The sequence below is a fragment of the Janthinobacterium sp. JF4 genome (genome assembly GCF_059617925.1).
The window spans coordinates 379,146-405,038 of the sequence record NZ_JCAQAV010000002.1; the positions used below are offsets into that span (position 1 = coordinate 379,146).

Here is a 25,893-nt window from a genome sequence, read left to right on the forward strand (position 1 = left end):
CTTATTTCCTCAAATCGATGACGACGGGCTTGATTTCTTCGGCCTGGAAGATCATCGGCGCCGCCGGGGTAGGCGCCGCGCTGCGCGGCGCGGGCAGGCTGGTGGCGGCGGGCGCCGCTGCCCTGGCCGGGGTATCCTGGCGGCGCGGCTTGGCGCTGGCGCGTCTGCCCGCTTTCGGCGCGGCGGCCGGCGCCGGAGCGGCAGCCGGCGGCGCCGGGATCACGCGGCCGCTGTCGCCGCCGCTCCCAGGCAGGGTGGCGATGACGGGGCCGGTGGCGCGCAAGGCGTCGTCGGCAAACGGCTGGGCGCGCGTATCGACGCCGGGCGGCACGGCCACGCTGGCGTTGAGCAGGCGGTTGTCCGTGTAGATCATGCGCGACAGACGGTTGTAATTGGGAAAATCGATATTCAGCGATTTTGCGTCCGCCGCCAGCTCCACGCGGGGACGGTCCTTGCAATTGCCGACCGTCCACTGCAGCACGTCCGTGCCCTGGAAAGCCAGCACTGCATAGCGGTAGGCGCAGCCGCGCTCCTGGGTTTCGACGATCACCACGGTGCGCTCGCCCACGTTTTCCACGCGCGCCACGCGGGCCGTGATGGCATTGGCCAGCGGCACGACGCGGAAGGCCTGCGACAGCTTGATCGAATACTTGCCCTTCGGATCCTTGCGCAAGGTACCTTCCGTGCCGTCGCGCAGGCGGAAGGTGGAAAGCGGCGTGCCGAACAGCTCGGCCGTATCGAGGCCCACCATCACGCCGCCACGGCCATTCGGCGTCATGGCGCAGCCCGTCAACAGGACGCCGGCGGCCACGCCAGCCATCAGCTTGCGCCAGTGCGCGGATGCAAAATTCTTATACATTGTCATGCTAGATAACTTTCTCTTATTTCGGGGTCAGGGATTGATGACGGCCAGGGGATTGCCCGGTCCCGGTGGCGACAAGACTTTCTGGCGGTCGCGCGACAGGAGGGTAAAAGCGCCCAGGGTGTCCGGGCCGGCGACGATTTCCAGCTGCTCGCGCTGCAGCCAGGTGCGGATTTCCGCTTCGCTTGCCTCGGCGCGGAACAGCACGCGCGTGCGCACGCCCGTCTCGATGCCGCTACCACTGCCGCTGCGGAATTGCGCATTGCCAACCTCAGCGCCGTCTCTCGGCAGGAATAGCCACGCCGATTGCACCAGCATCACGCTGGCGGCCACGGCTGTGACAAGTTTGAGCCAGCGGTTCGCATTGGCCGCCCGCACGGGCTTCGCTACCGGTGCCAGCGCATCAGCCGTAGCGATCTGCAACTGCTGCAAGCCCTGGCGCAGCAATTGCCGGTAGGCCACGCGGCCATCCTTGCCCAGCTCAGTCGAGAGCGGCGTGCCCGTCAAGGCGTAATCGTCGCCGGGCAAGGCCACGCGGGCAATCACACCAGGCGCGCTAGGGGCAACATTCGCGCGGCCATGCCGCTCCAGCCAGCGCGCCGCCTGCAGGCGCTCCTGGCTGAACACGCCCAGGCAGGCGCCCAGGTCCGTCACGGCCAGGGTCACGGGCATGTCGCACAGCACCAGACCGGCACGCGGGTCGACCGGGGCGTCGCGCTCCTCGACCACGAGACCGCAGGCGTCCGCATACGCGGTGTCGGGCGTGACGAGCCAGCCGCGCCAGCACTGCCGCGTGCTGTCCCAGGCGTCGAGCAGCACGGCGCCAAAGCCGGGACAACGCGCCAGCAGGTGGATCTGCCCGCCGGCGATGGGGCGCCCGGCCAGCGGCGCGGCATCGCTGCGGCGCGCGAAGCGTTCCATCACGTGCTCCGGCACGGCGATGCCGCGCCACTCGGGGGTCTCGCCCGCCACCTCGCCGTCCAGCAGTTCGGCGGCAGACGGGGGCGACGGCAGGCGCGCGGCAACGATGGCCAGTGTGGGCGTCAATGCAGTCATGCCGGTGGCCTTTCATCAATGTTCGGGTGGGTGGACGCGGGGTCCAGGTGCAGGGATAACGCGGCCACGCACAAGATATCCAAAACTATTTGCGCCGCCTGCAAGTCGCGCGCAGACAGCGCATCGCCCACGCGCAGCTTGAGCAAGGTCAAGACCCAGCTGCCCAGCAGGGTGGCGCGGTGGGCCGGCGCGACGATCTGGCGTCCCGCGCTGTCGGGATCGCCCTTCTGCCGGTGCACGAGGCCCAGCTTGCCGCCGTGGTAATGCGCGGAAGCGATCTGCTCGGCCAGTTCCTTGACGGGCATGCCTCCGCAGCCGCAATGGCGCAGCAGCAAAATCAAGTCGCGCGGCAAGGTGGCGATGAACACATCGGCCGCTTCGCGTACCTGCAGTGGCGTGAGCCGGTAGTCGCGCAGCGGTTCGGCATAGGCGTCGGGCGCGCGCAGCTCGCAGCCTTCCTGCGCATCGGCATCTTCATCATCACGCTGCTTGCGCAGCTGGTCGATGATGAAGCGCTTGAAGTACAAAAACAGGGCGCCGACGTGGTGGGGCGCCGCCTCGCTGTCGCCGTGCAGGACTTTTTCGATGAAGAACTGGTGGCGCAAGTCGGCCAGCGAATCGCCCAGCGACGCCGCCTCGCGCGGGCGGCATGGGGTCAGCGCGGCGATGACGCGCTGGTAAAACTCGCCCAGTTCACCTTGTGTCAGCTGATGGCGGCGGGTCCAGAAAGCATGAATCCGTTCAAATTGTTCCGATTGCACAGCCGGTCCGATCGTGTGTTGGGGCGGCGCGCGCCACTGGCCGGGAGCGAGGCTGGCCGGTCAAGAGAAAATACGCTGGACAACAAGACAAACTTGTCAGTCAGGTAAAATGCATTTAGGCAATTTTCTCATACCGTACTGGAAATCGCTAACTTTTGTTACTTCCACGACAATTTCCGAGACCCCGATGCATCGCCTGATTCCCCTGTTTTTCAGCCTGTTCTTTTTACTGGGCAGCAACATGGCGCACGCCGCCGTGCCAGCGGCTGCCGGCAAGCGCATCGCCCTGGTGATCGGCAACGCGGCCTATCCGCAACCCTTATTGAATCCCGTGAACGATGCGCGCGCCATGGCCGAACGCCTGCGCCGCCTGGGCTTTGACGTGCTGTTGCGCACGGACATCACGGCGGCGCAGCTGCAAAAGGCGTCGGCCGAGTTTTCCACCCAGGCGCGCGGCGCCGATATCGCCCTCGTGTTTTACGCGGGCCACGGCGCGCAGGCGGGTGAAGCCAATTATGTGCTGCCGCTGGGCGCCAACATGCATGCGCTCAGCGCTGCCGCCATTGCCGTGCAAGGCGTGTCCGTCTCCAGCCTGGCGGGCGACTTGCAACGCACGGGCGCGCGCGGCGCCGTGCTGATCCTCGACGCTTGCCGCCAGGAATATACGCGCGGTGGCGCCGTGGCGGTCCCTGGCGGCGGCAATGCGGCCGGCCACGGCTTTGCAGATACGGCCGCTCCACGCGGCGTGGTGATCGCCTATTCGGCGGGGCCGGGTGCCCTGGCGCGCGATTTCTGGTCGCCCGATTCGCGCAACAGCCCCTACACGAGCGCCCTGCTCGACGCGCTCGACGCCCCGGGCTTGCCCATGGCCGACGTGTTTTCGCAAGTGGCGGCCAGAGTCGCCGCCATGACGCACGACGTGCAAAAGCCGCGCGTGTCGTTCGGCGAAACGTCGGCCCGCCTGGTGCTGAACATGGGCAGCGGCAAGGGCGTCAGCCAGCCGCCAGCCGGCGTGCTGGCATCGGGCAACAACGGCATGCGCGCCCCTGCCCCAGCGGTGGAAAAGCCGGCCGCACCCGGCGCCAAGGTGTGGCCAGGCAATGTGCTGCAAGACATCAACCATGAAATCCGCATGCAGATCGCGGCCCGCCCGTTTCCCCGCCAGCAGCTGGAAAAGCGCGCGCGCGGCGGCGATCTGGTGGCGCTGACGGCCCTCGGCTATGGCATCGGCGGTGGCGATGCCGGCGTCAAACAGCCGAAGATCGGCATGCAGTGGCTGGAAAAGGCGGCCGCCAAGGATTTCCCGATTGCCCAGACCTATCTGGCCGAATTGCTGATGGTCAAGGGCGACCCCGCGTCGCTGAAACGGGCCGGCGTGCTGCTGGACGCCGCCTCGCAGGCCGGCTACACGGCCGCCCATGCCTACAAATTCGACCTGGCACGGCGCACGGGCGCGCCGCCGCAAGACGCGGCACGGCATTTGCAGGACGCCTTCATGGGCTTGATGAAGGATTACCAGGGCGCCGCCAAAGACCTGATGCAGCCGCCGAAAAAATAACTCAAAATAATTTTGGATTTCCCTGAACTGCCTCCGTTATCCGTGGGTACATGCAATACAGCATGACAGTGACCAGGGAAATCCCATGCAAGCATCGAGCACGGCAGCAACCATTACCACCGGCCAACGGGGCCGCATCCTCGCCTACAAGCCCAGCGGACAAGGTTCCGTCAGCGTGGCCGGCATCCAGCATGCCTTCGACGTCAGTACCCACTGGCGCTCGGACGTGGCGCCCGCCATCAATGCCGTCGTCGACGTGCGCTTCGATGACGCCGGCAGCCTCGCCAGCGTCAGCGCCGTGGCGACGCAGCAACTGGCGCAGGAAGAGATGGCCGGCGCGGCCAGGCTGGCGCGCGACAAGGGCCAGCAGCTGTGGGGCCAGGCCGTCTCGGCGCTGGGCATCAAGGTGCTGGCGACTCTTGGCGTCCTGATCGCCGGCGCCTTTGTCTTCAACACCCTCGGCATCCGCCTGTTCGCCTCCGTTTCGCGCACCTACTGGCAACTGCTGGGCCTGTCCGCCGACAGCCTGGAAAGCTTTACCCGCGCTGGCGGCGGCGGTTTTACCTCCGCACAATGCTTCTTCCTGCTGGCCCTTGCCGGATGCTGCGCCACCATGGCCAGCAAGAACCCGAAAGCGGCGCTGGGCAAGTGCGCGCCGCTGCTGTTCGTCATCATCCACAGCAGCTTGCTGTTCATCCAGATCAAGGGCGCCGTCAGCGACGCGGGCAACGCCATGGGCGGCATCATGGGCAGCCGCGCGGCCCGCATGGCCGAGCAGATGGCCAGCGAAATGCTGGGGCAAGTGTGGCAGGGACTCTCGTTTGGCATCGGCTTTTACCTGGTGCTGGCGTCTTCGATCGTCCTGGCCGCTTACGGCGTCGGCGAATACAAACGTAAAACCATCGGCTAAATCACCTCACACATTCACTGAAGGAAATATCATGCAACGTACCCTCCCTGCCCTGCTCGCCATCGCCGTGATCCTGTCCGCCTGCGGCAAGACGGACAACGCCACACCGGTCGCCTCGGCGCCCGCCACCAGCGTGGCCGACATGGCCGCCAAGGCGCAAGTGAAGGCGGCGGCCGCCAGCCTGCCGCAAGCGGACCCGGCCACGCCAACGTCCAGCTATGTCGACATCACCAGCGGCAACCAGTTGATGTACAGCTACATCGCCCTGTCCGGCGTGCCGCCCGACTATGCGGCCGTGGCGCAGCGCATCTCGCGCGACTATGCGGGCAGCAACGATGCCTTCCGCAAGCAGGAAGTGCTCGACGCGCTGAAACCGCAGATCGATGCCAAGGTCAGCGAAGCGAAAACCAAACGCTACCTGCGCTACCAGATCAATGGCCAGGGCGCGCTCTCGCCGTACGCGATGGACAAGGCCGCCTTCCCCGCCAAGTTCGCCGAAGCGGGCACGTATTACTACATGTACGACAATGGCGACTACAAGCTGGCGTTCACGAATGGCGACGGCTACTCGCTGCTGAAAGTGGACCAGGACGCGGCGCGCAAGATCGAGGCGGCGCGCAGCGGCTACAAGGATTTCGCCATCATCGTGTATGCCTACGCCCAGGAAGCGGACATGGCCGGCAACCAGGTCAAGGCGCAGATCGTCAAGGTGGCGATCAAGCTGAACGGGGAAGAAATTTCCGTCAGCCAGGCGCGGTAGAACGGACTCGGTTACACTGTTCGCCACATTGCATCGGGATAGTGACATGGGCGAACAGACACTGGCGGAACAACATCTGGCGCGGGGCCAGCAACTGCAGCGGCAGGGCAAGCTGATCGAGGCGATCAACGCCTACCAGGCTGCTTTTAAACAGGACCCGGCCCTGGCCGAAGCCCAGCATTTCCAGGGCCTGGCGATGCTGGAGCTGGGCCAGGGCGCCATCGGCCTGGGTTTGCTGAAACTGTCGCTCAAGCAACAGCCCGACAATGCCCTGTTCCACTACAACCTCGGCAACGTGCTGCGCGGCACGGACAGCGAGGCGGCGCTGGCCAGCTACGCGACGGCGGCGCGGCTGGCGCCGCACGAGCACGACTTCGCCATCAGCCACGCTGAATTACTGCTGGGAAAACAGCGTCTGATGGAGACCATCGCCGAACTGGAACGGGCCCATGTCCTGCGTCCGCAGCGCTGGCAAACCCTGCAGGGCCTGGCCGAGCTGTATTACCGCACGGGACAGCAGGAACTGGCGCTGGCCCGCTACGCGCAAGCCCTGGCGCTGCACCCGGCGCTGGAACAGACGTGCCGCATCGGCTTTGCCAGCCCGCAAGCGGAACGCCCTGAAACGTTGACGACGCTCAATGTCGCGGACACCCTGCACGATTTTATCGGCGAAACCGACCTGCACATCGTCGACGATTTCCTGCCCGACGCGGCCGCATGGCGCGCCCAGGCGCTGGCTTTGCCGTTCGAGCAGCAGCGCTATGCGGGACAGAATTATCCGGGCAGCCAGACGGCGGGCCAGCCCAGTCAAGCCATCATGGAGCGCATCGCCACGGCGCTGGGCCGCCCCATCCGCTTCATTTCACCCGACAACGGCTCGTATCGCCTCAGCTATGCGGACGCGATGGCGCGCACGGATATCCACGTGGATAACGAGACGGGCAACAATTTCAACTTCTATGCGGGCGTGCTGTACCTGAACCCGCCCGAGCAGTGCCAGGGCGGCACCACCTTCTGGCGCCACCAGCCCAGCGGCTGGTATCGGAGACTGCCCGAAGCGGACGTGAAGGCGGGCGGCTACGCCAGCTTCAAGGACTTCCAGAAGCGCTGGCTGCCGAACAGTAAAGTACAGAAATTCAACGACTTGCAGGAACAGCGCGACAGTTGGCAAGCGCTGCTGGAAGTACCGATGCGCCATAACCGCCTGATCGTCTACAAGGGCCACTACTTTCACTCGATCAGCAATGTGTTTGGCGATACGCCGGAAAATGGACGATTGGTGCAGCTGTTTTTCTTTGAAGTGCCCGATTGAGCAGCGTAAATCCGGGGTCAGACCCGCCGGGTCTGACCCCAGCTCTTCAGCCGTCGGGTCAATACATATCTTGCGCCGTCGCCCGCACAGCTTTGAGCAGCATATCCGCCCCCGGCGACAGCAAATGATCCTGCTGGCGGATGATGCCGAACGCATCCATCTTGCACGGCAATTCGATGGGCAAAATGCTCAGCACGTTCAGTGATTCGTAGTAATGCGCCACTTCCGTCGGCATCACGTGCAGCGAATCCGTCTGCTGCAGCAGAGACGTAATCAAGAGCAAGGCGGTCGTGTCGACCACGTCGACGGGCGGCTCCAGGCTGGCGCGGCGGAACATCATGTCGAAGCGGTGGCGCAGGATGCTGCCTTGCGGCGGCAAGATCCACGGCTGGCCCGCCAGGTCCTTCAATTGCAAATTCTTGCGCGACAGCAGCGGATGGCCATTGCGGGCCACGGCGCTGGCCGGCTCTTCCGTCAATTCCTCGTAGATGAGGCCGGCGCTGCTTTCCTTTTCCAGGATGCGCCCGATCATGAAGTCCAAGGTGCCGTGCTGCAGCATGTCCATCAGGGTATTGCTGTGCTCCAGGTGCACGCCGATGCGCATCAAGGGCGCCTGCTGCTTGATGCGGGCAATCGCGCGCGGCAGCAAGGCCATGGCCGGCGTCATGATGACGCCCACTTCCACCTGGCCCGTGAGGCCCGACTTCAGGGCGACGATGTCGTCATGCGCCAGGGACAAGCTCGTCAAGGCCATGCGCGCGTGGCGTATCATCGTCTCGCCGTAGATGGTCGGCTCCATGCCGCGCGGCAGCCGGTCGAACAGGCGCACGTCGAGCATCTCTTCCAGGTCCTTGATTTGCTTGGACGCGGCCGGCTGCGTCATGTGCAATTCTTCCGCCGCACGGTGGATGTTGCGCTGCTCGTCAAGGGCGATCAACAGCAGCAATTGCCGCGTCTTCAGGCGGGCTCGCAAGAACCAGTTGGGGTTGAGGGTATCCATGAATAAATCATATCATGATCGATATCAGTTTCTAGCTGATATCGATATTACAGATATCGGTGTGTCTCCTTTTTGCGTGTCGTCCAGCAGCGTTCAGGATGCCTTGCAGGCGGCGCCGGGATTGGGTGCCGGGCCATCTGTCTGATGGATGAATTCGATGGTGCCGTCCGGCTTGTATTTCAGCTCTTCCACGGCCACGGAACGCCGGTACTCTCCGCCGCCAGGCAACTTGTCGTTGTGATAGAAGATGTAGGACTTGCCGTTGAATTCGATGATGGCCTGGTGGATGGTTTTCACGACGGCATTCTTGTCCATGATGGTGCCGCGGAAATGCCACGGGCCTGTCGGCGTCGGGCCCGTCGAATACGCCGTTTCTTCCGGGAAGTTGCGCGAGTACGACAGGTAATACGTCCCCGCATGCTTGTGCATATAGGCCGCTTCCGTGAACGCATCCATGCCAAAAGTCAAAATCGGGCCATCGAGCTCCGTCATGTTCGCATTGAGCTTGGCGTACTTCAAGACCGTGTTGCCCCAGTAAATATAGGCCTGGCCATCCGTGTCGATGAAGACGGCCGGGTCGATGTCATCCCAGGGTATGGCCGTCTGCTTCGTCATGTCGTTCGTGATCAGGGCGCTGCCGCGCGCGTCGACGAACGGCCCGGTCGGGCTGTCGGACACGGCCACGCCGATGGCCTTGCCGGGGATGGTCTTGTGGTCGACGGTCGAGTAAAAATAGTATTTGCTGCCGCGCTTGACGATGTCGCCGGCCCAGGCATCCTTGCCGGCCCAGGCAAACGTGGAAAAGCGCACGGGCGAGCCGTGGTCCGTCCAGTTCGCCATGTCGCACGAGGAATACACACGCCACTCGTTCATGCGATAGTCCGTGTCGGTAGCGCTGGCCTCATCGTGGCCGACGTACAAATACACCCTGCCATTGTCGACCAGCGCGGCAGGATCGCCCGTGTAGATATCTTTCACGATGGGATTGGCCGCCTGCGCGCCGAATGGGGCGCAGGCGAGCGCCGCCGCCATGCCGATGGCCGCGGCAAGTGTGTGTTGCTTGAACATCAGATTAACTCCCGTTGGTATTTTTCTGGCCCATGGCCATCAGTCTTTGCACGACGCAAAAGACAAACAGCAGGCCGCCGATGACGATCTTGGTCCACCACGAGCTCAGCGTGCCATCGAAGGCGATCAGGGTCTGGATGGTGCCAAGCACCAGCACGCCGGACAAGGCGCCCGCCACGTAGCCGTAGCCGCCGCTGAGCAGGGTGCCGCCGATGACGACGGCGGCGATCGCGTCCAGTTCCGTGCCTTGCGCATGCAAGCCATAGCCGGACAGCATGTAGAACGCAAACAGCACGCCACCGAGCGAAGCGCAAAATCCGCTGAAGGCATAGATCAGCACCTTGGTGCGGCCCACGGGCAAACCCATCATCAGGGCCGACTGTTCATTGCCGCCTATCGCATACACGGCGCGGCCGAACGGCGTGGCGTGCGCCAGCCAGATGGCCAGCAGCAGGGTCAGCACGGCAATGACCACGCCGGGCGAGACGAAGCCACCGAGAAATTGCAGCTGCGTCTGCGACATGGCCACGAACAGCGGATCATCGATGGTGATGGAATTGATGCTGATCAAATAGCACAGCCCTCGCGCCAGAAACATGCCGGCCAGGGTGACGATGAACGGCTGCAATTTGAAATAATGGATCAGCGCGCCCATGCTGGCGCCAAACACGGCGCCCAGCGCCAGCACGGTGGCGATCACCAGCAGCGGCGGCCAATGCGCCACGTTCAGCAGCCAGGCGGCGATCATGGTTGACAGGGCCAGCACGGAGCCGACGGACAGGTCGATGCCGCCGGAAACGATGACGAAGGTCATGCCAACGGCGATGACCAGCAAAAAGGCGTTATCGATCAATAAGTTAAAAATGACCTGCGTCGACAGCAGGCCCGGATAGGCGGCACCGCCCAGGCCCAGCATCACTACCAGCAGCAAGACCGTGACGAGCGAGGTGAAATACGGGGTGTGCAGCAAGCCCTTCATGCTTTTCTCCGATGCAGCAATTGCTTGAACTCCGACGATTGCGACAGGCAGACGAGGAAGACGACGACCGACTTGACGACCATGTTCACCTCGGGCGGCACGCCCAGCGAATAGATGGTGTAGGTCAGGGTCTGGATGATGAGCGCGCCGATCATGCTGCCCACGAGGCTGAACTTGCCGCCGGCCAGGGACGTCCCGCCCAATGTCACGGCCAGGATGGCGTCCAGTTCCAGCATCAGGCCCGCATTGTTCGCGTCGGCGCTCTTGATGTTCGAGCTGATCATCAGCCCGGACAGGCCCGCGCAGGCCGCGCAAAAGACGTAGACGAAAAAGATCAGGGTCGCCGTCCTGATGCCCGCCAGGCGCGCGGCGACGGGGTTGATGCCGACGGCCTGGATGAACAGGCCCAACGCGGTTTTCCGCATCAGCACGGCCGTGATGAGGAACACGGCAGCGACGAGGAACAGCGAGAACGGCAAGCCGAACAGGTAGCCGCTGCCGATGAAGAAGTACGGCTGATAGTAGACGGTGACGATCTGCCCATCCGTCAGCAATTGCGCCAGGCCGCGCCCCGCCACCATCAATATCAATGTCGCGACGATGGGCTGCAAACCGAGGCCCGCCACCAGCACGCCATTCCAGGCACCGCACAGCAGGGCCGCGCCCAGGGCGGCGGCCAGGGCCCAGCCCATGGGAATGTTGCTCACGTAGGTCGGCACGCCGTTGTCCATCACCATCGTGCCGCCGATCAGCATGGCGGCCACCGTGCCGGACAGGGCCACGACGGCGCCCACGGAAATATCGATGCCGCGCGTGGCGATGACCAGGGTCATGCCCAGTGCCGCCAGCATCAAGGGCGCCGCGCGGTTGACGATGTCGATCACGCTGCCATACAAATGGCCATCGCGAATTTCCAGATGGAAAAATCCGGGGATGGCAAAGAAGTCGACCAGCAACAGCAGCAACAGCGCGGCCAGTGGCCGGCTCAGGGGATGGTGTAACACGGTATGCAAGGACGTCCCCGTAGTGGAAGCCGGACGCGCCAGCGGCGCGCTCGATGGCGTGGATAAACTCATGTGGCGTCTCCGGCGATCACTTGCAGCACGGAACTATCGTCGAGCTCGCCGCGCGCATAGTCGCCACACGCCTTGCGGTCGCGCATGACGACAATACGGTCGCTGCAGCGCAGCACTTCCGGCAATTCGGACGAGATGAACAGGATGGCCATGCCCTTGCGGCAGAGTTTGCTGACATAACTCATAATTTCCTGCTTGGCGCGCACGTCGATGCCGCGCGTCGGTTCATCGAGAATCAGCATGGCCGGCGACGTCACCAGCCAGCGCGCCAGCAAGGCTTTCTGCTGGTTGCCGCCCGACAGGCTGCCGATCGGCGTTTCGATGCTGGCCGTCTTGATGCCGAGCGCCTTGACGTACTCGTCGGCCAGCGCCTGCTGGCGTTTGAAGGGGATGGCGCGCAGCAAACCGGTGCGGGCCTGCAAGGCCAGAATGATGTTTTCGCGCACGGACAGCGACAAAATCGCGCCCTCATGCTTGCGGTCTTCCGAGCAAAAGCCGATATCGCGCGCAATCGCGTCGCGCGGCACGTGGAACTGGCGCGGCTTGCCCTGCATGCTGATGGAACCGGAATCGGCCTTGTCGGCGCCGAACAGCAGGCGCGCCAGCTCCGTGCGGCCGGAACCGAGCAAACCTGCCAGGCCCAGCAATTCACCCTGGCGGATGTGGAAATCCATGGGCAGCAAGGCGCCCTTGCGACCGAGGCCCTGCGCTTCCAGCACCGTGGGACCAAAGCTGGCGGGGCCCGCCTCTTGCGCCAGATCAAGCGCCTGTTCCTGCGTGTCAGCCGCCACGCCGATCATCTTGTTCACCAGCGCCAGGCGCGACAGTTCGCTGCATGCGTATTCTCCCTCGCGCTCGCCATTGCGCATGACGGTGATGCGGTCGGAGATGGCGTAGGTCTGGTCGAGAAAGTGGGTCACAAAAAGAATCGCCATGCCCTGCTCGCGCAGGCGGCGCAGCACGGAAAACAGCAGATTGACTTCCGCCTCGTCCAGGCTGGACGTGGGTTCGTCGAGAATCAGCACGCGGGCCGAAATGTTCAGCGCGCGCGAAATGGCCACCATTTGCTGGATGGCCAGCGGAAAGCTGGACAGTTGCGCCGTGACATCGATATCGATCTGCAATTGCTGCAGCAAGGCACGCGCCTGTTGCTGCATGGAACGCCAGTCGATGATGCCCAAGCGGCGCGGATAGCGGCCGATAAAGATGTTTTCCGCCACCGACAGGTTCGGACACAGATTGACTTCCTGGTACACGGTGCTGATGCCGAGCAGCTGCGCATCCGAGGTCGAGGCGGGGGCGATGGGCTTGCCCTCAAACAGGATCTGGCCGCTGTCGGGCGTATACACGCCCGTCAGCACCTTGATCAGCGTCGATTTCCCCGCGCCATTTTGCCCCATCAAGGTATGCACTTCACCCGGATACAGGCGCAGGGCAACGTCGCTGAGGGCTTTGACGCCGGGAAAGGACTTGCTGATGCCGCACAACTCCAGCAAGGGAGCCGGCGCGGCCATGTGATGCGCTTGCGTCTTCATCATGCGGCAAACTTAGTACTTACGGTTCGGGAATTCCTTGGCTGCCACCTCGGCAGGGAACACGCCTTCCACCGTCGTGATGCGCGCTGGCACGGGTTTGCCGGCCACCACGTCGCGGGCGATCGACATCAGTTGCGGGCCCAGCAGCGGGCTGCACTCGACGGTGACGTTCAGCTTGCCGGCGATCATCGCCTCGAACGCGCCTTTGACGCCATCGATCGAGATGATGATGATGTCCTTGCCCGGTTTCATGCCCGCTTCTTCGATGGCCTGGATGGCGCCGATGGCCATGTCGTCATTGTGCGCGTACAGCACGTTGATCTTCTTGCCTTCGGCCTTCAGGAACGCTTCCATCACTTCCTTGCCCTTGGCGCGCGTAAAGTCGCCCGTTTGTGAACGGATGATCTTCAGCTTGGGATTCTTGCCGATGACTTCCTGGAAGCCTTCCTTGCGGTCGATGGCCGGCGCGGAACCCACCGTGCCCTGCAGCTCGACGATGTTCAGCGTGGCATCCGGGGTTTTCTTGGCGTGCTCGAGTAACCATTGCCCGGCGCGGCGGCCCTCTTCCACGAAGTCGGAGCCGATGAAGGTGACATACAACGATTTGTCGGCCACGTTGACGGCGCGGTCCGTCAAGATGACGGGGATCTTGGCGGCCTTGGCTTCGCGCAGAACCGTGTCCCAGCCCGATTCGACGACGGGCGAGAAGGCGATCACGTCAACCTTTTGCGCGATGAACGAGCGCAGGGCCTTGACCTGGTTTTCCTGCTTCTGCTGGGCATCGGCAAATTTCAGGGTGACGCCATCTTTCTTGGCGGCCTCCTTGATGGAGACGGTATTGGCGGTGCGCCATTCGCTCTCGGCGCCTACCTGCGAAAAGCCCATGACGAGCGGCTTGGCGGCGAAGGCGGACGAAGTAGCGAAGGTGGTGGCGGAAAAGGCCAACAGCATGGCGCTGGCGAGGAGTGTGCGGCGTGTCAATGTCATTCTTGTCTCCAGTTTTTTTGGAATACCATCACAGCCGGATGCCGGATGGGCGGTTTTTTATGAACCCATGGTAGGAGAAAGCAACATAGCCATCCAATCAATTCTTTTTCGCTTGCGATACCGATTTGCGTATCACCTGGCGCACATCTCCCGCCCTCTCAGGGTGTGGCGGCCGGCAATTCGCGGCTGTGATAACGGTTCAAGTCGAGCGGATCCACCTGCGGCCAGCCATCCTTGTCCCACGTCATGGGCAGGATCTTGAGTTTTTGCAAGTAATTGTCCGCCGTTTCATACGCGTGCAGCACCAGATAATCCTTGCCGTCAAACGTGTACGCGCTGTTGTGGCCCAGGCCTTGCCAGTCCTTGTCGCCTTTCAACACCACCGTGCCGCCGCCCTGCGCCATGTCGCGCCCGTTCTTGTCCAGGTACGGGCCTGTCACACTTTTCGAACGCCCCACGGCCAGGTGATACGTGCTTTTTTCCTTCTGGCAGCACAAGCCCCAGGAAACAAAGAGAAAAAAATCGTTACCGCGCTGGAAGATGAACGGCGCCTCGATTTCCTCCGGTGCGGGCTTGAATTCACCGGCGCGCGGCGGCAGGGGGACGCGTCGAGCCAGGGAATGCCACTCCTGCGGTTCCGCAATGCGGGTCCGGTCCTTGTTGAGTTTCACCAGCTTGATGCCGTTCCAGAACGAGCCGAACGACATCCATGGCGTGCCCTTGGCATCGGTGATGATGTGCGAATCGATGGCGTTCCACTCGTCGCGCTCGGGCACGGATTGCAGCAGCATGCCCTGGTCGACCCAGCGGTAGTCGGGCGAGCGGGGGTTCAAGGTGGCGTTGACGGTCACGCCGATGCCCGAAGTGTTCTTGCCGAAGCCGGAGACCGAGTAATACAGGTAGTATTTGCCGTCGTGGAATTGCACGTCGGGCGCCCAGATATGGTCGTCGAACGACGGCGCGGCCTTTTTCGCCCACGTGGGCTGGCCCGCGAAGACGCGCCCTTCCGGCTGCCAGTCGCGCATATTTTTTGAGCTGTAAAAGGTGATGCCGGGGCCCGTGCTGTACAGATAATACGTGTCGCCTTCCTTCGCCATCACGGGGTCGTGCACGCTGACCTGGGCCGCCTGGACGGGGTTGAAGGCAAGCATGGCCGCCAAAGCCATCATTGTCGAAAATTGCATCGTGTTCTCCACATGGCCAGCCGGCCCGTCATGCGGGCCGGCTGGATACATCAACATCGGCAGGTTTATTCGACCGCCACCACCACCACGGCCTTGGCCGGGATAGACACGGTCAGCTTGCCGCCTTGCGCCTTGGCATTGAACGCCACCGGCTGCACGGCTTGCGGTTGCGCAAAGCTGTTAACGGCATCCATCTTGCCTGCAGTCAGTACGCGGCCCGTCACGCTGGCCACTTGCTTGCCCGCCAGCGCCACGCGCACGTCGACGGCCTTGTGCGGGTTCGTATTCACCAAAGACAAGTAAACCTTGCCATCCTTGGCGCGCGCGGCCGAGGCGCTCACTTCAGGAATGCTGACCTTGCCCAGGCTGTACTTGCCATTGCCAACGATGGCAACCGGCAAGGTTGTGGCATCCTGGAACGGCACGTACATTTCAAACGCGTGATATGTGGGCGTGAGAAAATATTTATCCTTGTCCGTGACGATCATCGCCTGCAGCACGTTGACCATTTGCGCGATATTCGTCATGCGCACGCGGTCCGCATGGGCATGGAAAATATTGAAGTTCAAGGCGGCCACCAGGGCGTCGCGCAAGCTGTTTTGCTGGAACAAAAAACCCGTGTTGGTGCCCGGCTCGACGTCGTACCACGTGCCCCATTCATCGACGTACAAGCCCGTCTTTTTCGAGGGATCGTTCTTGTCGATGGCGGCGATATTGTTCTTGATCAAGCTATCGATGCGCAGGGTGCGGCTGAGGGTGGAAATCCATTCATTTTCACCAAAGCCCGTGGCGGCGCCCTTCTTTTCCCACACGCCGGTCGGCACCGTGTAGTAGTGGAAACTGATGGCGTCCATCATGTTCGGCTTGATTTCGCGGCTCAGGGTGCTGGACCAGCTGATGTCGTCGTCATTGCCGCCGCTGGCGATGAATTTCGGGCGCGCGCTTTCCGGCGTCTTCATGAAGGTGTGATAGTGCTTGTACAGGTCGGCGTAGTATTGCGGGCGCATGTTGCCGCCGCAACCCCAGGCTTCATTGCCGATGCCAAAGTAATCGACCTTATACGGCTGCGCGCGGCCATTCTTGCGGCGCAGCTCGGCCAGGGTCGACTTGCTGTCCGACGTCATGTATTCGAGCCATTCGGACATTTCCTGCGGCGTGCCGGACCCGAGGTTGCCGTTGATATAGGTTTGCGCGCCCAGGAGCTCGGCCAGGTCGAAGAATTCATGCGTGCCGACGGCATTCGACTCTTCCACGCCGCCCCAGTTGGTGTTGACCTTGGTCGGGCGCCTCTCGCGCGCGCCGATGCCGTCCTTCCAATGGTATTCATCGGCAAAGCAGCCACCCGGCCAGCGCACCAGGGGCACGTGCAACTGTTTCAACGCGCCCAGCACGTCATTGCGCCAGCCCTTGGTGTTCGGAATCGGCGAATCCGGCCCCACCCACATGCCTTCGTAGATGCCCGTGCCCAGATGCTCGGCGAACTGGCCGTAGATGTTCTTGTTGATCACGTAGCCGGGCTTGGCCACGTCGATGGTGACATTGACGGGTGCGGCAAAGGCACTGCCGGCGACGAGGCTCAAGGCCACGATGCTGGTATGGATACGTTTCATGCTGTCTCCTGTTTTTGAGTGAAAAGCAAGGGCCGGGATCAACCCCGGCACAATCTGGAATGGCGATGCCTCTCCTGCCGCGGGTTGGAGGCATACACGAATGGGGGTAAGGCGGAAAGGCCAGCAGCCGACAAAACGCCCAGGGCTAGGCGCAGGGGCGAAGACAGTACGCTAGTACGGCGAGCCCCTGCAACAACGCCCTGGACGTTTTGTCAGACCCAGCCGGCGTCGACGATGAATTCCTGACTGGAGCACATCGCGCCATCGTCCGATGCCAGGAACAACACCATGGCGGCGATGTCCTGCGGCATCAGCTTGCTTGGCAAGCATTGGCTTTTCCTGATTTCCACTTCGGCCGCGTCGTCGACCCACAGCTCGATCTGGCGCTGCGTCATGACCCAGCCCGGGGTGACCGTGTTGACGCGGATATTGTGGGCGCCATAATCGCGCGCCAGGCCCCGCGTGAGACCCACGACGGCCGCCTTGGTGGTGGCATACACGGGGTAGCCGCCCGACTTCATGTGCCACGAGATCGAGCTGACGTTGATGATGGACCCGCCGCCCTTGCGCTTCATGCCCTCGAAGACGGCCTGGCACGTGAAGAACATGGGACGTTGATTGATCGCAATACGCTCGTTCCAGTATTCCAGGGTGACGTCCTGCGCCTGGTGGCGCTGGTCGTTGGCCGCATTGTTGACGAGGATATCGAAGTCGCCCAGTTGATCGGCCAGTTCGGCCATGACGGCTTGCAAGGAGGCAATATCCGTGATGTCGCAATGGCGGAACAAGGGTGCAGTCCAGCCCGCTTCAGCCAGGCGGCGGCACAAGGCCTCGCTCGCTTCCACGGCGATATCGACAAACGCCACCAGCGCGCCCTGGGCGGCAAACTCCGCCACCAAAGATTCGCCGATGCCGCTGCCGCCACCCGTGATGAACACGCGCTTGCCCTGCAAGCTGCCATATTTCGCCAATTGCTTCATCTTGTCTCCACCTGTGTATTTTTATTTTTTATGATTAAAGTTTACCGAGCACGCCATCGTGACGGCGCCAGATACCGAGCGGATTATCGTCGCGCAACGCTTCCGGCAGCAAGTCCTGCGGCAGGTTCTGATACGACACGGGACGCAGGAAACGGTTGATGGCCGCCGTACCCACCGAGGTGCTGCGGCCGTCCGACGTGGCCGGGAACGGGCCGCCGTGCACCATGGCCGTCGACACTTCCACACCGGTCGGGAAACCGTTGGCCAGGATGCGGCCCACGCGGCGTTCCAGCGCGGGCAGCAAACGGCGCGCATCAATCATGTCGCCGGCATCCATCTGCAGGGTGGCCGTAAGCTGGCCTTCCAGGCTTTCCGTAATCGCCAGCAACTGTTCGATGTCGCGGCAAGCCACCAGCAAGGAAGCCGGGCCGAAGACTTCGTCGCGCAAGTCGTGCCTGGCCAGGAAGGCCTCGCCCGACGTGACGAACAGGGCGGCGGCGCCCTTGCCTTCCTCGCCCGTGTTGCGCACCAGCGGCGTCACATCCGCGTGCTGCGCCAGGGCGGCCACGCCTTTCGCATAGCTGCTGGCGATGCCTGCCGTCAGCATGGTGGCGGCCGGCGCCGGCGCCAGTGCTTCGGCGGCGGCGGCGGCGAAGGCCGTGAAGTCAGGCCCCTCCAGGCCCAGCACGAGGCCGGGATTGGTGCAGAACTGGCCCACGCCCATCGTCAGCGAAGCAGCAAAACCGCTGGCAATGGCCGCGCCACGGGCGGCCAAGGCTTGCGGCAGCACAAACACGGGGTTGATGCTGCTCATTTCCGCATACACGGGGATCGGCTGCGGGCGCTCCGCCGCCACCTTCATCAGGGCGATGCCGCCCGAACGCGAACCCGTGAAGCCCACGGCCTGGATGGCCGGGTGCGCCACCAGGGTTTGGCCGATGCCATTGCCTGTGCCTGTCAGCAAGGCGAATACGCCAGCTGGCAGCTGGCAGAGGGCAATCGCTTGCACAATCGCGCGCGCCACCAGTTCCGACGTGCCCGGGTGGGCCGAGTGGGCTTTCAGGACGACGGGACAGCCGGCCGCCAGGGCCGAGGCCGTATCGCCGCCGGCCACCGAGAAGGCCAGCGGGAAGTTACTGGCTGCAAACACGGCGACGGGACCCAGGCCGATCATGCGCAAACGCAAGTCAGGACGCGGCGGCACGCGGTCCGGCAGCGGGCTGTCGATGCGCGCATCGGTCCAGGAACCCTCGCGCAGCAAGCCGGCGAACAGTTTCAATTGACCGACCGTGCGGCCACGTTCGCCCTCCAGGCGCGCGCGCGGCAAGCCGCTTTCCGTCATGGCGCGCACGATCAGCTCGTCGCCCAGTTCGCCGATTTGCGCGGCGATGGTGTCTAAAAAATCGGCGCGCTGCGCATCGGTGGTGGCGCGGAAGGGGTCGAACGCGGCTTGCGCCAAACGGCAGGCTGCGTCGATTTGCGCGGCGTCCACCATGTGGAAGGCGGGCGCGATGTGCGCGCGCGCGGCCGGGTCCCAGGCTTCGAAGGAGCCGCCATTGCCCTTGACGGCGACGCCGCCGATCAATGCGTCACCGGTGATATGGAAATTCATAATGTGCTCACTTTCGCAAATGCGGTTGGGAAGACGTCGAGGCGGTTGCGCAAGGCAGGGCCAAAGGCCGGCGCTTCGATTTCAAAGGTTTCGCCCGGCGCCACGCTCACGCCATCGGCAAAGCTCAAGGTGGCCGTGCCGAAGAAATGCACGTGCACGTCGCCAGGGCGCTTGAACAGCGGATACTTGAAGTGATGGTGTTCCAGGTTGGCAATCGTGTGTGACATATTGTCTTCGCCGCTGACAAACGCCTTTTCCCAGCGCACATTGCCGGCTGCGTCCAGCACGCGCGAGACGCCAGCGATGTGCGCGGGCAATTCGCCCACCAGCAGGGCCGGGCCCACGCTGCAGGCACGCAGCTTCGAGTGGGCCAGGTACAGATAGTTCTGGCGCTCCGTCACGTGGTCCGAGAATTCATTGCCGATGGCGTAACCAACCCGATACGGCTGGCCGTCGTCGCCGATCACGTACAGGCCTGCGATTTCCGGCTCTTCGCCGCCATCGAGGGCAAAGTCCGGCATGCGCAGCGGCTGGCCGCTGGCGCGCACGATGGAGCCGTCGCCTTTATAGAACCACTCGGGCTGGGCGCCTGCCGTGCCGTCAGCCGGCTTGCCGCCTTCCACGCCGAGGCGGAACATTTTCATCGAGTCGCTCAAGGATTCCGCATCGCCGCCGATCTTCTTGTGCATGGCGTCGCGCGCGCCGGCGCTGCCCAGGTGGGTCAGACCCGTGCCCGTCACGTAGCAATGCGCTTCATCGGCATGGTCGAGCGGCGCCAGCAGGCGGCCGCTGGCGGCCACGTCCGCATACAAGTGCGTGGTGTTGCCGACAGTGGCATTGACCAGCTCGGCCAGGTTGACCTTCTTGCGGATGGCGTCTTGCGCCAGCGCATACGTCGTGTTGTAGCCTTCGATGACGCGGATCTGGTCGTCTTGCAGCAGGCCGACGAGGCGCCCGCCATGTTCATTCGTAAATTGCAGCAACAGCATGATTTTCTCCGCTTAATGTGAATGGCGCGGCACGGCGGAACCGCGATTGCCGACCAGGAAGTCGAAATCGCAGCCTTCATCAGCCTGCAACACGTGTTCGATGTACAGCTGCTGGTAGCCGCTCTTCGGTCCGGGCGCGCTGCCCAGTTCGCGCTTCGCCAGGCGCTCGGCGATTTCCGCGTCGCTGATGTCGATGTTCAGGCTGCCGACGTGGCAATCGAGGGCGATCATGTCGCCATCCTTGACGATGCCCAGCGGGCCGCCCGCCATGGCTTCCGGCGCCACGTGCAGCACGACGGTGCCGTAGGCCGTGCCGCTCATGCGCGCGTCCGAGATGCGCACCATGTCGGTAATGCCTTGCGCCAGCAGCTTCGGCGGCAAGCCCATGTTGCCCACTTCGGCCATGCCGGGATAGCCTTTCGGGCCGCAGTTTTTCATGACCAGCACGGAGTTCGCGTCCACGTCCAGGTCGGGATCGAGGATGCGCGATTTATAGTGCTCGAAATCTTCGAAGACAACGGCCTTGCCACGGTGCTGCATCAGATGCGGCGAGGCAGCCGATGGTTTCAGGACGGCGCCACGGGGCGCCAGGTTGCCGCGCAGCACGCAAATGCCGCCATCGGCCAGCAGCGGGTTGTCCAGGGTGCGCACCACTTCATCGTTGTAGATCGGCGCTTCGACACAGTTGTCCCAGATCGACTTGCCGTTGACGGTCAGCGCATTCTTGTGGGGCAGCAAATCGCCCTCGCCCAGGCGGCGTATCACGGCCGGCAAGCCGCCCGCATAGTAGAATTCTTCCATCAGGAAACGGCCGGACGGCAGCAAGTCGACGATGGTCGGCGTGCCACGGCCGACCTTGGTCCAGTCTTCCAGTTCCAGCGGCACGCCGATGCGGCCAGCGATGGCTTTCAAATGGATCACGGCATTGGTGGAACCGCCGATGGCGGCGTTGACCTTGATGGCGTTCTCGAACGCTTCGCGCGTGAGCACTTTCGACAGGCGCAGGTCTTCGTGCACCATTTCGACGATGCGGATGCCCGACATGTGCGCCAGCACGTAGCGGCGCGAATCGACGGCGGGGATGGCGGCGTTGTGCGGCAGCGACGTGCCCAGCGCTTCGGCCATGCTGGCCATGGTCGAGGCCGTGCCCATGGTGTTGCAGGTGCCGGCCGAGCGCGACATGCCCGATTCGGCCGACATGAACTGGTGCAAGGTGATCGATCCCGCCTTCATCTGCTCGTGCAACTGCCACACGGCCGTGCCGGAACCGATGTCCTTGCCGTTGAGCTTGCCGTTCAGCATGGGGCCGCCGCTGACGACGATGGTGGGAATATCGACGCTGGCCGCGCCCATCAGCAGCGCCGGTGTCGTCTTGTCGCAGCCGACCAGCAGCACGACGGCGTCCATCGGGTTGCCGCGGATCGATTCTTCCACGTCCATCGAGGCCAGGTTGCGCGTCAGCATGGCGGTGGGGCGCAGATTCGATTCGCCATTCGAGAAGACGGGGAATTCCACGGGGAAACCGCCCGCTTCCAGGATGCCGCGCTTGACGTGCTCGGCCAGCTGGCGGAAATGCGCGTTGCAGGGGGTCAGTTCGGACCAGGTATTGCAGATGCCGATGATGGGCTTGCCGTGAAATTCGTGGTCAGGGATGCCCTGGTTTTTCATCCAGCTGCGGTACATGAAGCCGTTCTTGTCCTGCGAGCCGAACCACTCGGCCGAGCGCAGGGCCACCTTCTTTTTTGTCTCAGACATGCCATTCTCCTGGTTGTGCCATGCCGGATCTAAGGTCGTCGGCCCGGGCAGCGATGTTGGAATACTAAAGAATCCTGCCATGCCTTTCCAATCAATTTTTAATGCGTTCCGATATCGAAAACGGTATCAGCATGCCCCAATGAAAACGCCCTGCGGGCGCGTGGCGGCAGGGCGTGGGCTGTTTTGACCGGCGCGCTTACCCGGCGGAAAAACGGTACACGGTGTGCGTCCGATACACCTGGCCCGGACGCAAGATGGTGTTCGGGAAGTGGGACTGGTTCGGCGAATCCGGGAAATGCTGGGTTTCCAGGCATAGCGCGCCACGGTAAAGGATGGGACCCTGCTTGCCGTGCTGGCTGCCGTCGAGGAAGTTACCTGAGTAGAACTGGATGCCCGGCTCCTGCGTGTACACCTGCATCACCCGCCCCGACTGCGGCTCGCGCACGGTGGCGGCCAGGCTCAGCCCTTGCTCCGCCTGTTGATTCAGCACGAAGTTATGGTCGTAGCCGCGGCCGATGCGGAGCTGCTCATGCGGCAAGGCGATGCTGTCGCCGATGACGGTGGGTTGGCGCAAGTCGAACGGCGTGCCGGACACGTCCGCCAGCTCGCCCGTGGGGATGGACCCGGCATCGACGGGCAGGTAGCGGTCCGCGTTGATCGTCACCTCATGGCCGAGGATAGTGCCCTGCCCCGCCAGGTTGAAATAGCTGTGGTTGGTCAGGTTGATCGGCGTGGCCTGGTCCGTCACGGCGTGGTAGCGCAGGCTCAGCGCGTTGTCGTTGTCCAGTTCGTACACGACGGTCACGTCCAGCTTGCCCGGATAGCCGTCTTCGCCATCCGGGCTGCTGCGCGTGAACGTGACGCCCACGGCATCGTCCCTGGTAAACGGTTCCGCCCGCCACATCACCTGGTGAAAGCCCTGGTTGCCACCGTGCAAGTGATTCGGCGCATTGTTGACGGCCAGCTGGTAATCCTTGCCGTCGAGAGTGAAACGTCCCTCGGCGATGCGGTTGCCGAAGCGCCCGATGACGGCGCCCAGGAAAGCGCTGTTGGCCAGATAGGGTTCGAGACGCTCGAAACCGAGCACCACGTCGGCAACAGTGCCGTCGCGGGCCGGTACCTGGATTGCGCTGATGATGGCGCCAAAGTCGAGCACCTTCACTTGCATGCCCTGGCGGTTCGTCAGGGTAAAGACCGTCACGGGCTGGCCGTCGGGCAGGATGCCGAACGGCGCTGGCGTCACTGAAACAGTATCAACTGGGGTCATGGCGTCGGCTCCGGAGCGTTACTGGGTCGATGAACGGCCAAACACGGGCATGCCTTGCGCATCCCAGCGCAGCGGCTTGACAAACGTGTGGCGGTCCGGGTTCCACAGGGGGTCGCCGACGATTTCCGTGTAGGTGCGGGCATGGTACACCAGCAATACGCCGTCGCCATCGTCGGCCGTCGTGAAGCTGTTGTGGCCGGGGCCATAGATACCATGCTCGTAGCAGGTGGCAAACACGGGCGCGGGCGACTTCGTCCACGCCGCTGGATCGAGCAGGTCGGACGTGTCGTCGGCCCACAGCAGGCCCATGGCGTAGTTTTCATCGGTGGCGCTGGCCGAATAGCTGATGAAAATCTTGCCATTGCGTTTCAGCACGGACGGCCCCTCGTTGACCCAGAAGCCGCGGATTTCCCAGTCGAATTCCGGCTTGCTCAGCATCACGGGCGGGCCGGCCAGTTGCCATGGCGTGGCCATCGGCGCGATGTACAGGTTGGAATTGCCCTCGATGGCGACATCCTTCTGCGCCCACAGATAGTACAGCACGCCGTCGTGCGTAAAGGTGGTGGCGTCGAGGCAGAAGGTGTCGATGCCCGTGTCAATCTGCCCCAAGAATTCCCATTCGCCTTCCAGTGGATTCGCATTGGTATTGCGGATCGCATACATGCGGTGCTGGAACAGTTTATCCTTGATCTCGCGGCTCGGTGCGGCGGCGAAATACACATACCAGGCGCCCTGGTTGAAGTGCAGTTCCGGCGCCCACACCAGCTCGCTGTACGGGCCCGTCTCCGGCTTGTGCCACACGTCGACGGTGGCCGCGTCGGCCAGGCCGGCGATACTGTCGGCGCGGCGCAGTTCGATGCGGTCGTACTGCGGCACGGACGCCGTAAAGTAATAATAGCCGTCGCTGTGGCGGGTGATGTGCGGGTCGGCGCGTTGTTCGATCAGCGGTTTCAAGACTTCAGCCATAAGCACTCCAAATCATTTCATTAGATTAAATTAGTTTGCCTTACAACACCTGAGAAAACCGTAGCGAGCGGAAGGAAGAGGTGGCTAAGAAGCGCAACCGTACTTTAGTACGGGGGCGCCGAGCCGGTGAGCATCGCAGGCCGCCTATACCGACGCGCAGTAGGTTAGCTCAGGTGTCCTCATGCAGCCACGTAGCCGCGCTTGTGCATTTCCACTTTGACGCCGCTGTAGTATCCATCGGTGATGCGGTACTTGAACATCAGCAAGCCCATCAGCAAGTGAAAGAAGCCAGGGATGATCGACAGCATCAGGGCGATGCCGTTCAGGGCGAATTGCGTTTGCTCATGGTTGGGCTGGTAGTCGAAATACGCGAGCAGCACGCCCACCAGGCCGCCCGCCACCGCCATGCCCGCCTTCTGGCAGACGGAAATGCCGCCAAAGGCGAAGCCGGAGACGCGCTTGCCCGTCTTGACTTGACCATAATCGATGGTTTCCGCGATGGCCGACCAGAACACGGGCGCGTGCAAGTCCACCACGAAGGACAGCAGGAAATACAGGGCGAAGGCCAGCACGGTGTCGCTCGGCTTCACAAGGAAATAGATGGCCAGGCTGATCAGCGCGACGCCGATCTGCGTGTAGCGGAACAGCTTTACCTTGCAATAGAACTTGGTGATCCAGGTCGAGGCGATCATGGCCAGGATGGCGGCCACCACGCCCGTGGTCAAAAAGGCGGCCACGGTTTCCGTGCTGCCGCCCAGATAGTATTTCGCGTAATAAATGGCGACGGAGCCGCGCACCACGTAACCGATGGTGCCCGTGACGCACACGCCGCACAGCACCAGCCACTGGTCGTTCTGCAGCAGCACCTTCAATTGTTCCAGCAACGATTGCTTTTCCACCACGTGCACGACGCGCTCGGTGGTGGAGAAATAGCAGAACAGAAACAGGGCCACGCCCATGACGGCCATCACGGCCATGGCTGCCTGATAGCCGACGGCCGGGTTGCCGCCGCCCCAGCGCTGCGACAAGATCGGCACGACGATGGTCACCATGAAGGCGCCGATCTTGGCAAAGAACAGGCGGTAGCCGTTGGCCGACAGGCGGTCCTGCGGGTCGCTGGTCAGGCCGCTGATCAGGGAAATGTACGGGATGCCCACGCCGGCCGTCATGATGGTCATCAGGATATACGTCGAATACGCCCACACCAGCTTGGCGTCATAGCCCCATTCCGGCGTCGTGAAAACGAAGAAAACGCTGACGCCATACGGCACTGCCAGCCACAGCAGATACGGGCGGTAGCGGCCCGAGGCAAAGCTGTAGCGGTCGGTGATCTGGCCCATGACGAGGTCGGCGATGGCGCCGATGACTTTCACGGCCACGAACAGCAGGGCCAGGTCGCTGGTTTTCAAGCCATAGATATCGGTATAGAAAAAGGTGATGATCAACATCATCGACGAAATGACGACATTGAGCGCCATGTCACCGGCGCCGAAGCCGACCTTTTCAACGGTGGATAATTTTTGCGTCTCCATGCTTTCCGTCCATTCTTTTGATGATGAATCGTGCGTGACTGCCCAACTGACAGGGGCGTTGCCGGCCGAAACCATGGCAACGCCCTTGGATACTGCTTTTTTCACTCATGTAAAACGTTCAGGGCAAGGCGCGT

The 25,893-nt window shown here is 63.0% G+C and carries 22 protein-coding genes; 4 read left to right on the forward strand and 18 right to left on the reverse strand.

The genetic code is table 11. The features are described from left to right. Position 1: 1 nt before the first annotated feature. The 3 genes from AC54AF_RS03545 to AC54AF_RS03555 are packed head-to-tail and all read right to left on the reverse strand — an operon-like array spanning position 2 to position 2,679. Positions 2-859, reverse strand: a complete 858-nt coding sequence (locus tag AC54AF_RS03545; protein WP_496635402.1) for a hypothetical protein — start codon at positions 857-859, stop codon at positions 2-4. Positions 860-892: 33 nt separating this feature from the next. Continuing rightward, positions 893-1,918 (reverse strand): hypothetical protein, encoded by a 1,026-nt coding sequence (locus AC54AF_RS03550; protein ID WP_496635404.1) that lies wholly within the window; start codon positions 1,916-1,918, stop codon positions 893-895. Further along, positions 1,915-2,679 (reverse strand): hypothetical protein, encoded by a 765-nt coding sequence (locus tag AC54AF_RS03555; RefSeq protein ID WP_496635406.1) that lies wholly within the window; start codon positions 2,677-2,679, stop codon positions 1,915-1,917. The genes AC54AF_RS03550 and AC54AF_RS03555 overlap by 4 nt, the downstream gene beginning before the upstream one ends. Positions 2,680-2,866: 187 nt before the next feature. Between AC54AF_RS03555 and AC54AF_RS03560 the strand changes: the two genes are divergently transcribed. The 4 genes from AC54AF_RS03560 to AC54AF_RS03575 all read left to right on the forward strand — a co-directional run bounded on the left by AC54AF_RS03560 (position 2,867) and on the right by AC54AF_RS03575 (position 7,219). Beyond that, complete coding sequence (locus AC54AF_RS03560) at positions 2,867-4,237, forward strand: caspase family protein (protein WP_496635408.1); 1,371 nt, start codon at positions 2,867-2,869, stop codon at positions 4,235-4,237. A gap of 85 nt (positions 4,238-4,322) precedes the next feature. Next, the gene (locus tag AC54AF_RS03565) at positions 4,323-5,147 is read left to right on the forward strand and encodes a hypothetical protein (RefSeq protein WP_496635410.1); all 825 of its coding nucleotides are present in this window, start codon (positions 4,323-4,325) and stop codon (positions 5,145-5,147) included. A 31-nt stretch (positions 5,148-5,178) separates the two neighbouring features. Beyond that, positions 5,179-5,907: a hypothetical protein gene (locus AC54AF_RS03570; protein WP_496635412.1), complete on the forward strand. Its 729-nt coding sequence runs from the start codon at positions 5,179-5,181 to the stop codon at positions 5,905-5,907. Positions 5,908-5,953: 46 nt separating this feature from the next. Continuing rightward, positions 5,954-7,219 (forward strand): DUF6445 family protein, encoded by a 1,266-nt coding sequence (locus AC54AF_RS03575; RefSeq protein ID WP_496635414.1) that lies wholly within the window; start codon positions 5,954-5,956, stop codon positions 7,217-7,219. 58 nt (positions 7,220-7,277) lie between these two features. Here the strand turns inward: AC54AF_RS03575 and AC54AF_RS03580 are convergent, their stop codons facing one another. The 15 genes from AC54AF_RS03580 to AC54AF_RS03650 all read right to left on the reverse strand — a co-directional run bounded on the left by AC54AF_RS03580 (position 7,278) and on the right by AC54AF_RS03650 (position 25,759). After that, positions 7,278-8,219 (reverse strand): LysR family transcriptional regulator, encoded by a 942-nt coding sequence (locus AC54AF_RS03580; protein WP_131689644.1) that lies wholly within the window; start codon positions 8,217-8,219, stop codon positions 7,278-7,280. Between the two features lie 93 nt (positions 8,220-8,312). Then, positions 8,313-9,287, reverse strand: a complete 975-nt coding sequence (locus tag AC54AF_RS03585) for a glycoside hydrolase family 43 protein (RefSeq protein WP_496635416.1) — start codon at positions 9,285-9,287, stop codon at positions 8,313-8,315. Positions 9,288-9,291: 4 nt separating this feature from the next. Next, positions 9,292-10,266, reverse strand: a complete 975-nt coding sequence (yjfF, locus tag AC54AF_RS03590; RefSeq protein ID WP_496635417.1) for a galactofuranose ABC transporter, permease protein YjfF — start codon at positions 10,264-10,266, stop codon at positions 9,292-9,294. After that, positions 10,263-11,342, reverse strand: coding sequence for an ABC transporter permease (locus AC54AF_RS03595; protein ID WP_496635418.1), 1,080 nt, complete (start codon positions 11,340-11,342; stop codon positions 10,263-10,265). Before AC54AF_RS03595 ends, yjfF begins: the two co-directional genes overlap by 4 nt. Beyond that, positions 11,339-12,880 carry a sugar ABC transporter ATP-binding protein gene (locus AC54AF_RS03600; RefSeq protein ID WP_496635419.1) on the reverse strand — a complete coding sequence of 514 codons (1,542 nt, stop codon included), beginning with the start codon at positions 12,878-12,880 and terminating at the stop codon, positions 11,339-11,341. Before AC54AF_RS03600 ends, AC54AF_RS03595 begins: the two co-directional genes overlap by 4 nt. 9 nt (positions 12,881-12,889) lie before the next feature. Further along, entirely contained in the window at positions 12,890-13,864 is a 975-nt protein-coding gene (locus tag AC54AF_RS03605) for an ABC transporter substrate-binding protein (protein ID WP_496635420.1), read from the reverse strand. A gap of 158 nt (positions 13,865-14,022) precedes the next feature. Beyond that, the gene (locus AC54AF_RS03610; protein ID WP_496635421.1) at positions 14,023-15,048 is read right to left on the reverse strand and encodes an arabinan endo-1,5-alpha-L-arabinosidase; all 1,026 of its coding nucleotides are present in this window, start codon (positions 15,046-15,048) and stop codon (positions 14,023-14,025) included. A gap of 65 nt (positions 15,049-15,113) precedes the next feature. Continuing rightward, complete coding sequence (locus tag AC54AF_RS03615) at positions 15,114-16,658, reverse strand: alpha-N-arabinofuranosidase (protein WP_496635422.1); 1,545 nt, start codon at positions 16,656-16,658, stop codon at positions 15,114-15,116. 212 nt (positions 16,659-16,870) lie between these two features. After that, entirely contained in the window at positions 16,871-17,638 is a 768-nt protein-coding gene (locus tag AC54AF_RS03620; RefSeq protein ID WP_496635423.1) for an SDR family NAD(P)-dependent oxidoreductase, read from the reverse strand. A 34-nt stretch (positions 17,639-17,672) separates the two neighbouring features. Then, the gene (locus AC54AF_RS03625) at positions 17,673-19,250 is read right to left on the reverse strand and encodes an aldehyde dehydrogenase (NADP(+)) (RefSeq protein WP_496635424.1); all 1,578 of its coding nucleotides are present in this window, start codon (positions 19,248-19,250) and stop codon (positions 17,673-17,675) included. Beyond that, positions 19,247-20,239: an AraD1 family protein gene (araD1, locus tag AC54AF_RS03630; protein ID WP_496635425.1), complete on the reverse strand. Its 993-nt coding sequence runs from the start codon at positions 20,237-20,239 to the stop codon at positions 19,247-19,249. The genes AC54AF_RS03625 and araD1 overlap by 4 nt, the downstream gene beginning before the upstream one ends. 12 nt (positions 20,240-20,251) lie before the next feature. Continuing rightward, positions 20,252-21,994: an IlvD/Edd family dehydratase gene (locus tag AC54AF_RS03635; RefSeq protein ID WP_496635426.1), complete on the reverse strand. Its 1,743-nt coding sequence runs from the start codon at positions 21,992-21,994 to the stop codon at positions 20,252-20,254. 196 nt (positions 21,995-22,190) lie between these two features. Continuing rightward, on the reverse strand, positions 22,191-23,261 hold the full coding sequence (locus tag AC54AF_RS03640; protein WP_496635427.1) for an aldose epimerase family protein: 1,071 nt from the start codon (positions 23,259-23,261) through the stop codon (positions 22,191-22,193). A gap of 18 nt (positions 23,262-23,279) precedes the next feature. Continuing rightward, positions 23,280-24,227, reverse strand: coding sequence for a glycoside hydrolase family 43 protein (locus tag AC54AF_RS03645; RefSeq protein WP_496635428.1), 948 nt, complete (start codon positions 24,225-24,227; stop codon positions 23,280-23,282). Positions 24,228-24,406: 179 nt separating this feature from the next. Next, on the reverse strand, positions 24,407-25,759 hold the full coding sequence (locus tag AC54AF_RS03650) for an MFS transporter (RefSeq protein WP_496635429.1): 1,353 nt from the start codon (positions 25,757-25,759) through the stop codon (positions 24,407-24,409). Positions 25,760-25,893 lie beyond the last annotated feature (134 nt).

Coding starts and splice junctions, on each gene's coding strand:
- AC54AF_RS03545 (WP_496635402.1), bottom strand. CDS start 859: ATGTATAAGAATTTTGCATCCGCGCACTGGCGCAAGCTGATGGCTGGC.
- AC54AF_RS03550 (WP_496635404.1), bottom strand. CDS start 1,918: ATGACTGCATTGACGCCCACACTGGCCATCGTTGCCGCGCGCCTGCCG.
- AC54AF_RS03560 (WP_496635408.1), top strand. CDS start 2,867: ATGCATCGCCTGATTCCCCTGTTTTTCAGCCTGTTCTTTTTACTGGGC.
- AC54AF_RS03565 (WP_496635410.1), top strand. CDS start 4,323: ATGCAAGCATCGAGCACGGCAGCAACCATTACCACCGGCCAACGGGGC.
- AC54AF_RS03570 (WP_496635412.1), top strand. CDS start 5,179: ATGCAACGTACCCTCCCTGCCCTGCTCGCCATCGCCGTGATCCTGTCC.
- AC54AF_RS03575 (WP_496635414.1), top strand. CDS start 5,954: ATGGGCGAACAGACACTGGCGGAACAACATCTGGCGCGGGGCCAGCAA.
- AC54AF_RS03580 (WP_131689644.1), bottom strand. CDS start 8,219: ATGGATACCCTCAACCCCAACTGGTTCTTGCGAGCCCGCCTGAAGACG.
- AC54AF_RS03585 (WP_496635416.1), bottom strand. CDS start 9,287: ATGTTCAAGCAACACACACTTGCCGCGGCCATCGGCATGGCGGCGGCG.
- yjfF (WP_496635417.1), bottom strand. CDS start 10,266: ATGAAGGGCTTGCTGCACACCCCGTATTTCACCTCGCTCGTCACGGTC.
- AC54AF_RS03595 (WP_496635418.1), bottom strand. CDS start 11,342: ATGAGTTTATCCACGCCATCGAGCGCGCCGCTGGCGCGTCCGGCTTCC.
- AC54AF_RS03600 (WP_496635419.1), bottom strand. CDS start 12,880: ATGATGAAGACGCAAGCGCATCACATGGCCGCGCCGGCTCCCTTGCTG.
- AC54AF_RS03605 (WP_496635420.1), bottom strand. CDS start 13,864: ATGACATTGACACGCCGCACACTCCTCGCCAGCGCCATGCTGTTGGCC.
- AC54AF_RS03610 (WP_496635421.1), bottom strand. CDS start 15,048: ATGCAATTTTCGACAATGATGGCTTTGGCGGCCATGCTTGCCTTCAAC.
- AC54AF_RS03615 (WP_496635422.1), bottom strand. CDS start 16,658: ATGAAACGTATCCATACCAGCATCGTGGCCTTGAGCCTCGTCGCCGGC.
- AC54AF_RS03620 (WP_496635423.1), bottom strand. CDS start 17,638: ATGAAGCAATTGGCGAAATATGGCAGCTTGCAGGGCAAGCGCGTGTTC.
- AC54AF_RS03625 (WP_496635424.1), bottom strand. CDS start 19,250: ATGAATTTCCATATCACCGGTGACGCATTGATCGGCGGCGTCGCCGTC.
- araD1 (WP_496635425.1), bottom strand. CDS start 20,239: ATGCTGTTGCTGCAATTTACGAATGAACATGGCGGGCGCCTCGTCGGC.
- AC54AF_RS03635 (WP_496635426.1), bottom strand. CDS start 21,994: ATGTCTGAGACAAAAAAGAAGGTGGCCCTGCGCTCGGCCGAGTGGTTC.
- AC54AF_RS03640 (WP_496635427.1), bottom strand. CDS start 23,261: ATGACCCCAGTTGATACTGTTTCAGTGACGCCAGCGCCGTTCGGCATC.
- AC54AF_RS03645 (WP_496635428.1), bottom strand. CDS start 24,227: ATGGCTGAAGTCTTGAAACCGCTGATCGAACAACGCGCCGACCCGCAC.
- AC54AF_RS03650 (WP_496635429.1), bottom strand. CDS start 25,759: ATGGAGACGCAAAAATTATCCACCGTTGAAAAGGTCGGCTTCGGCGCC.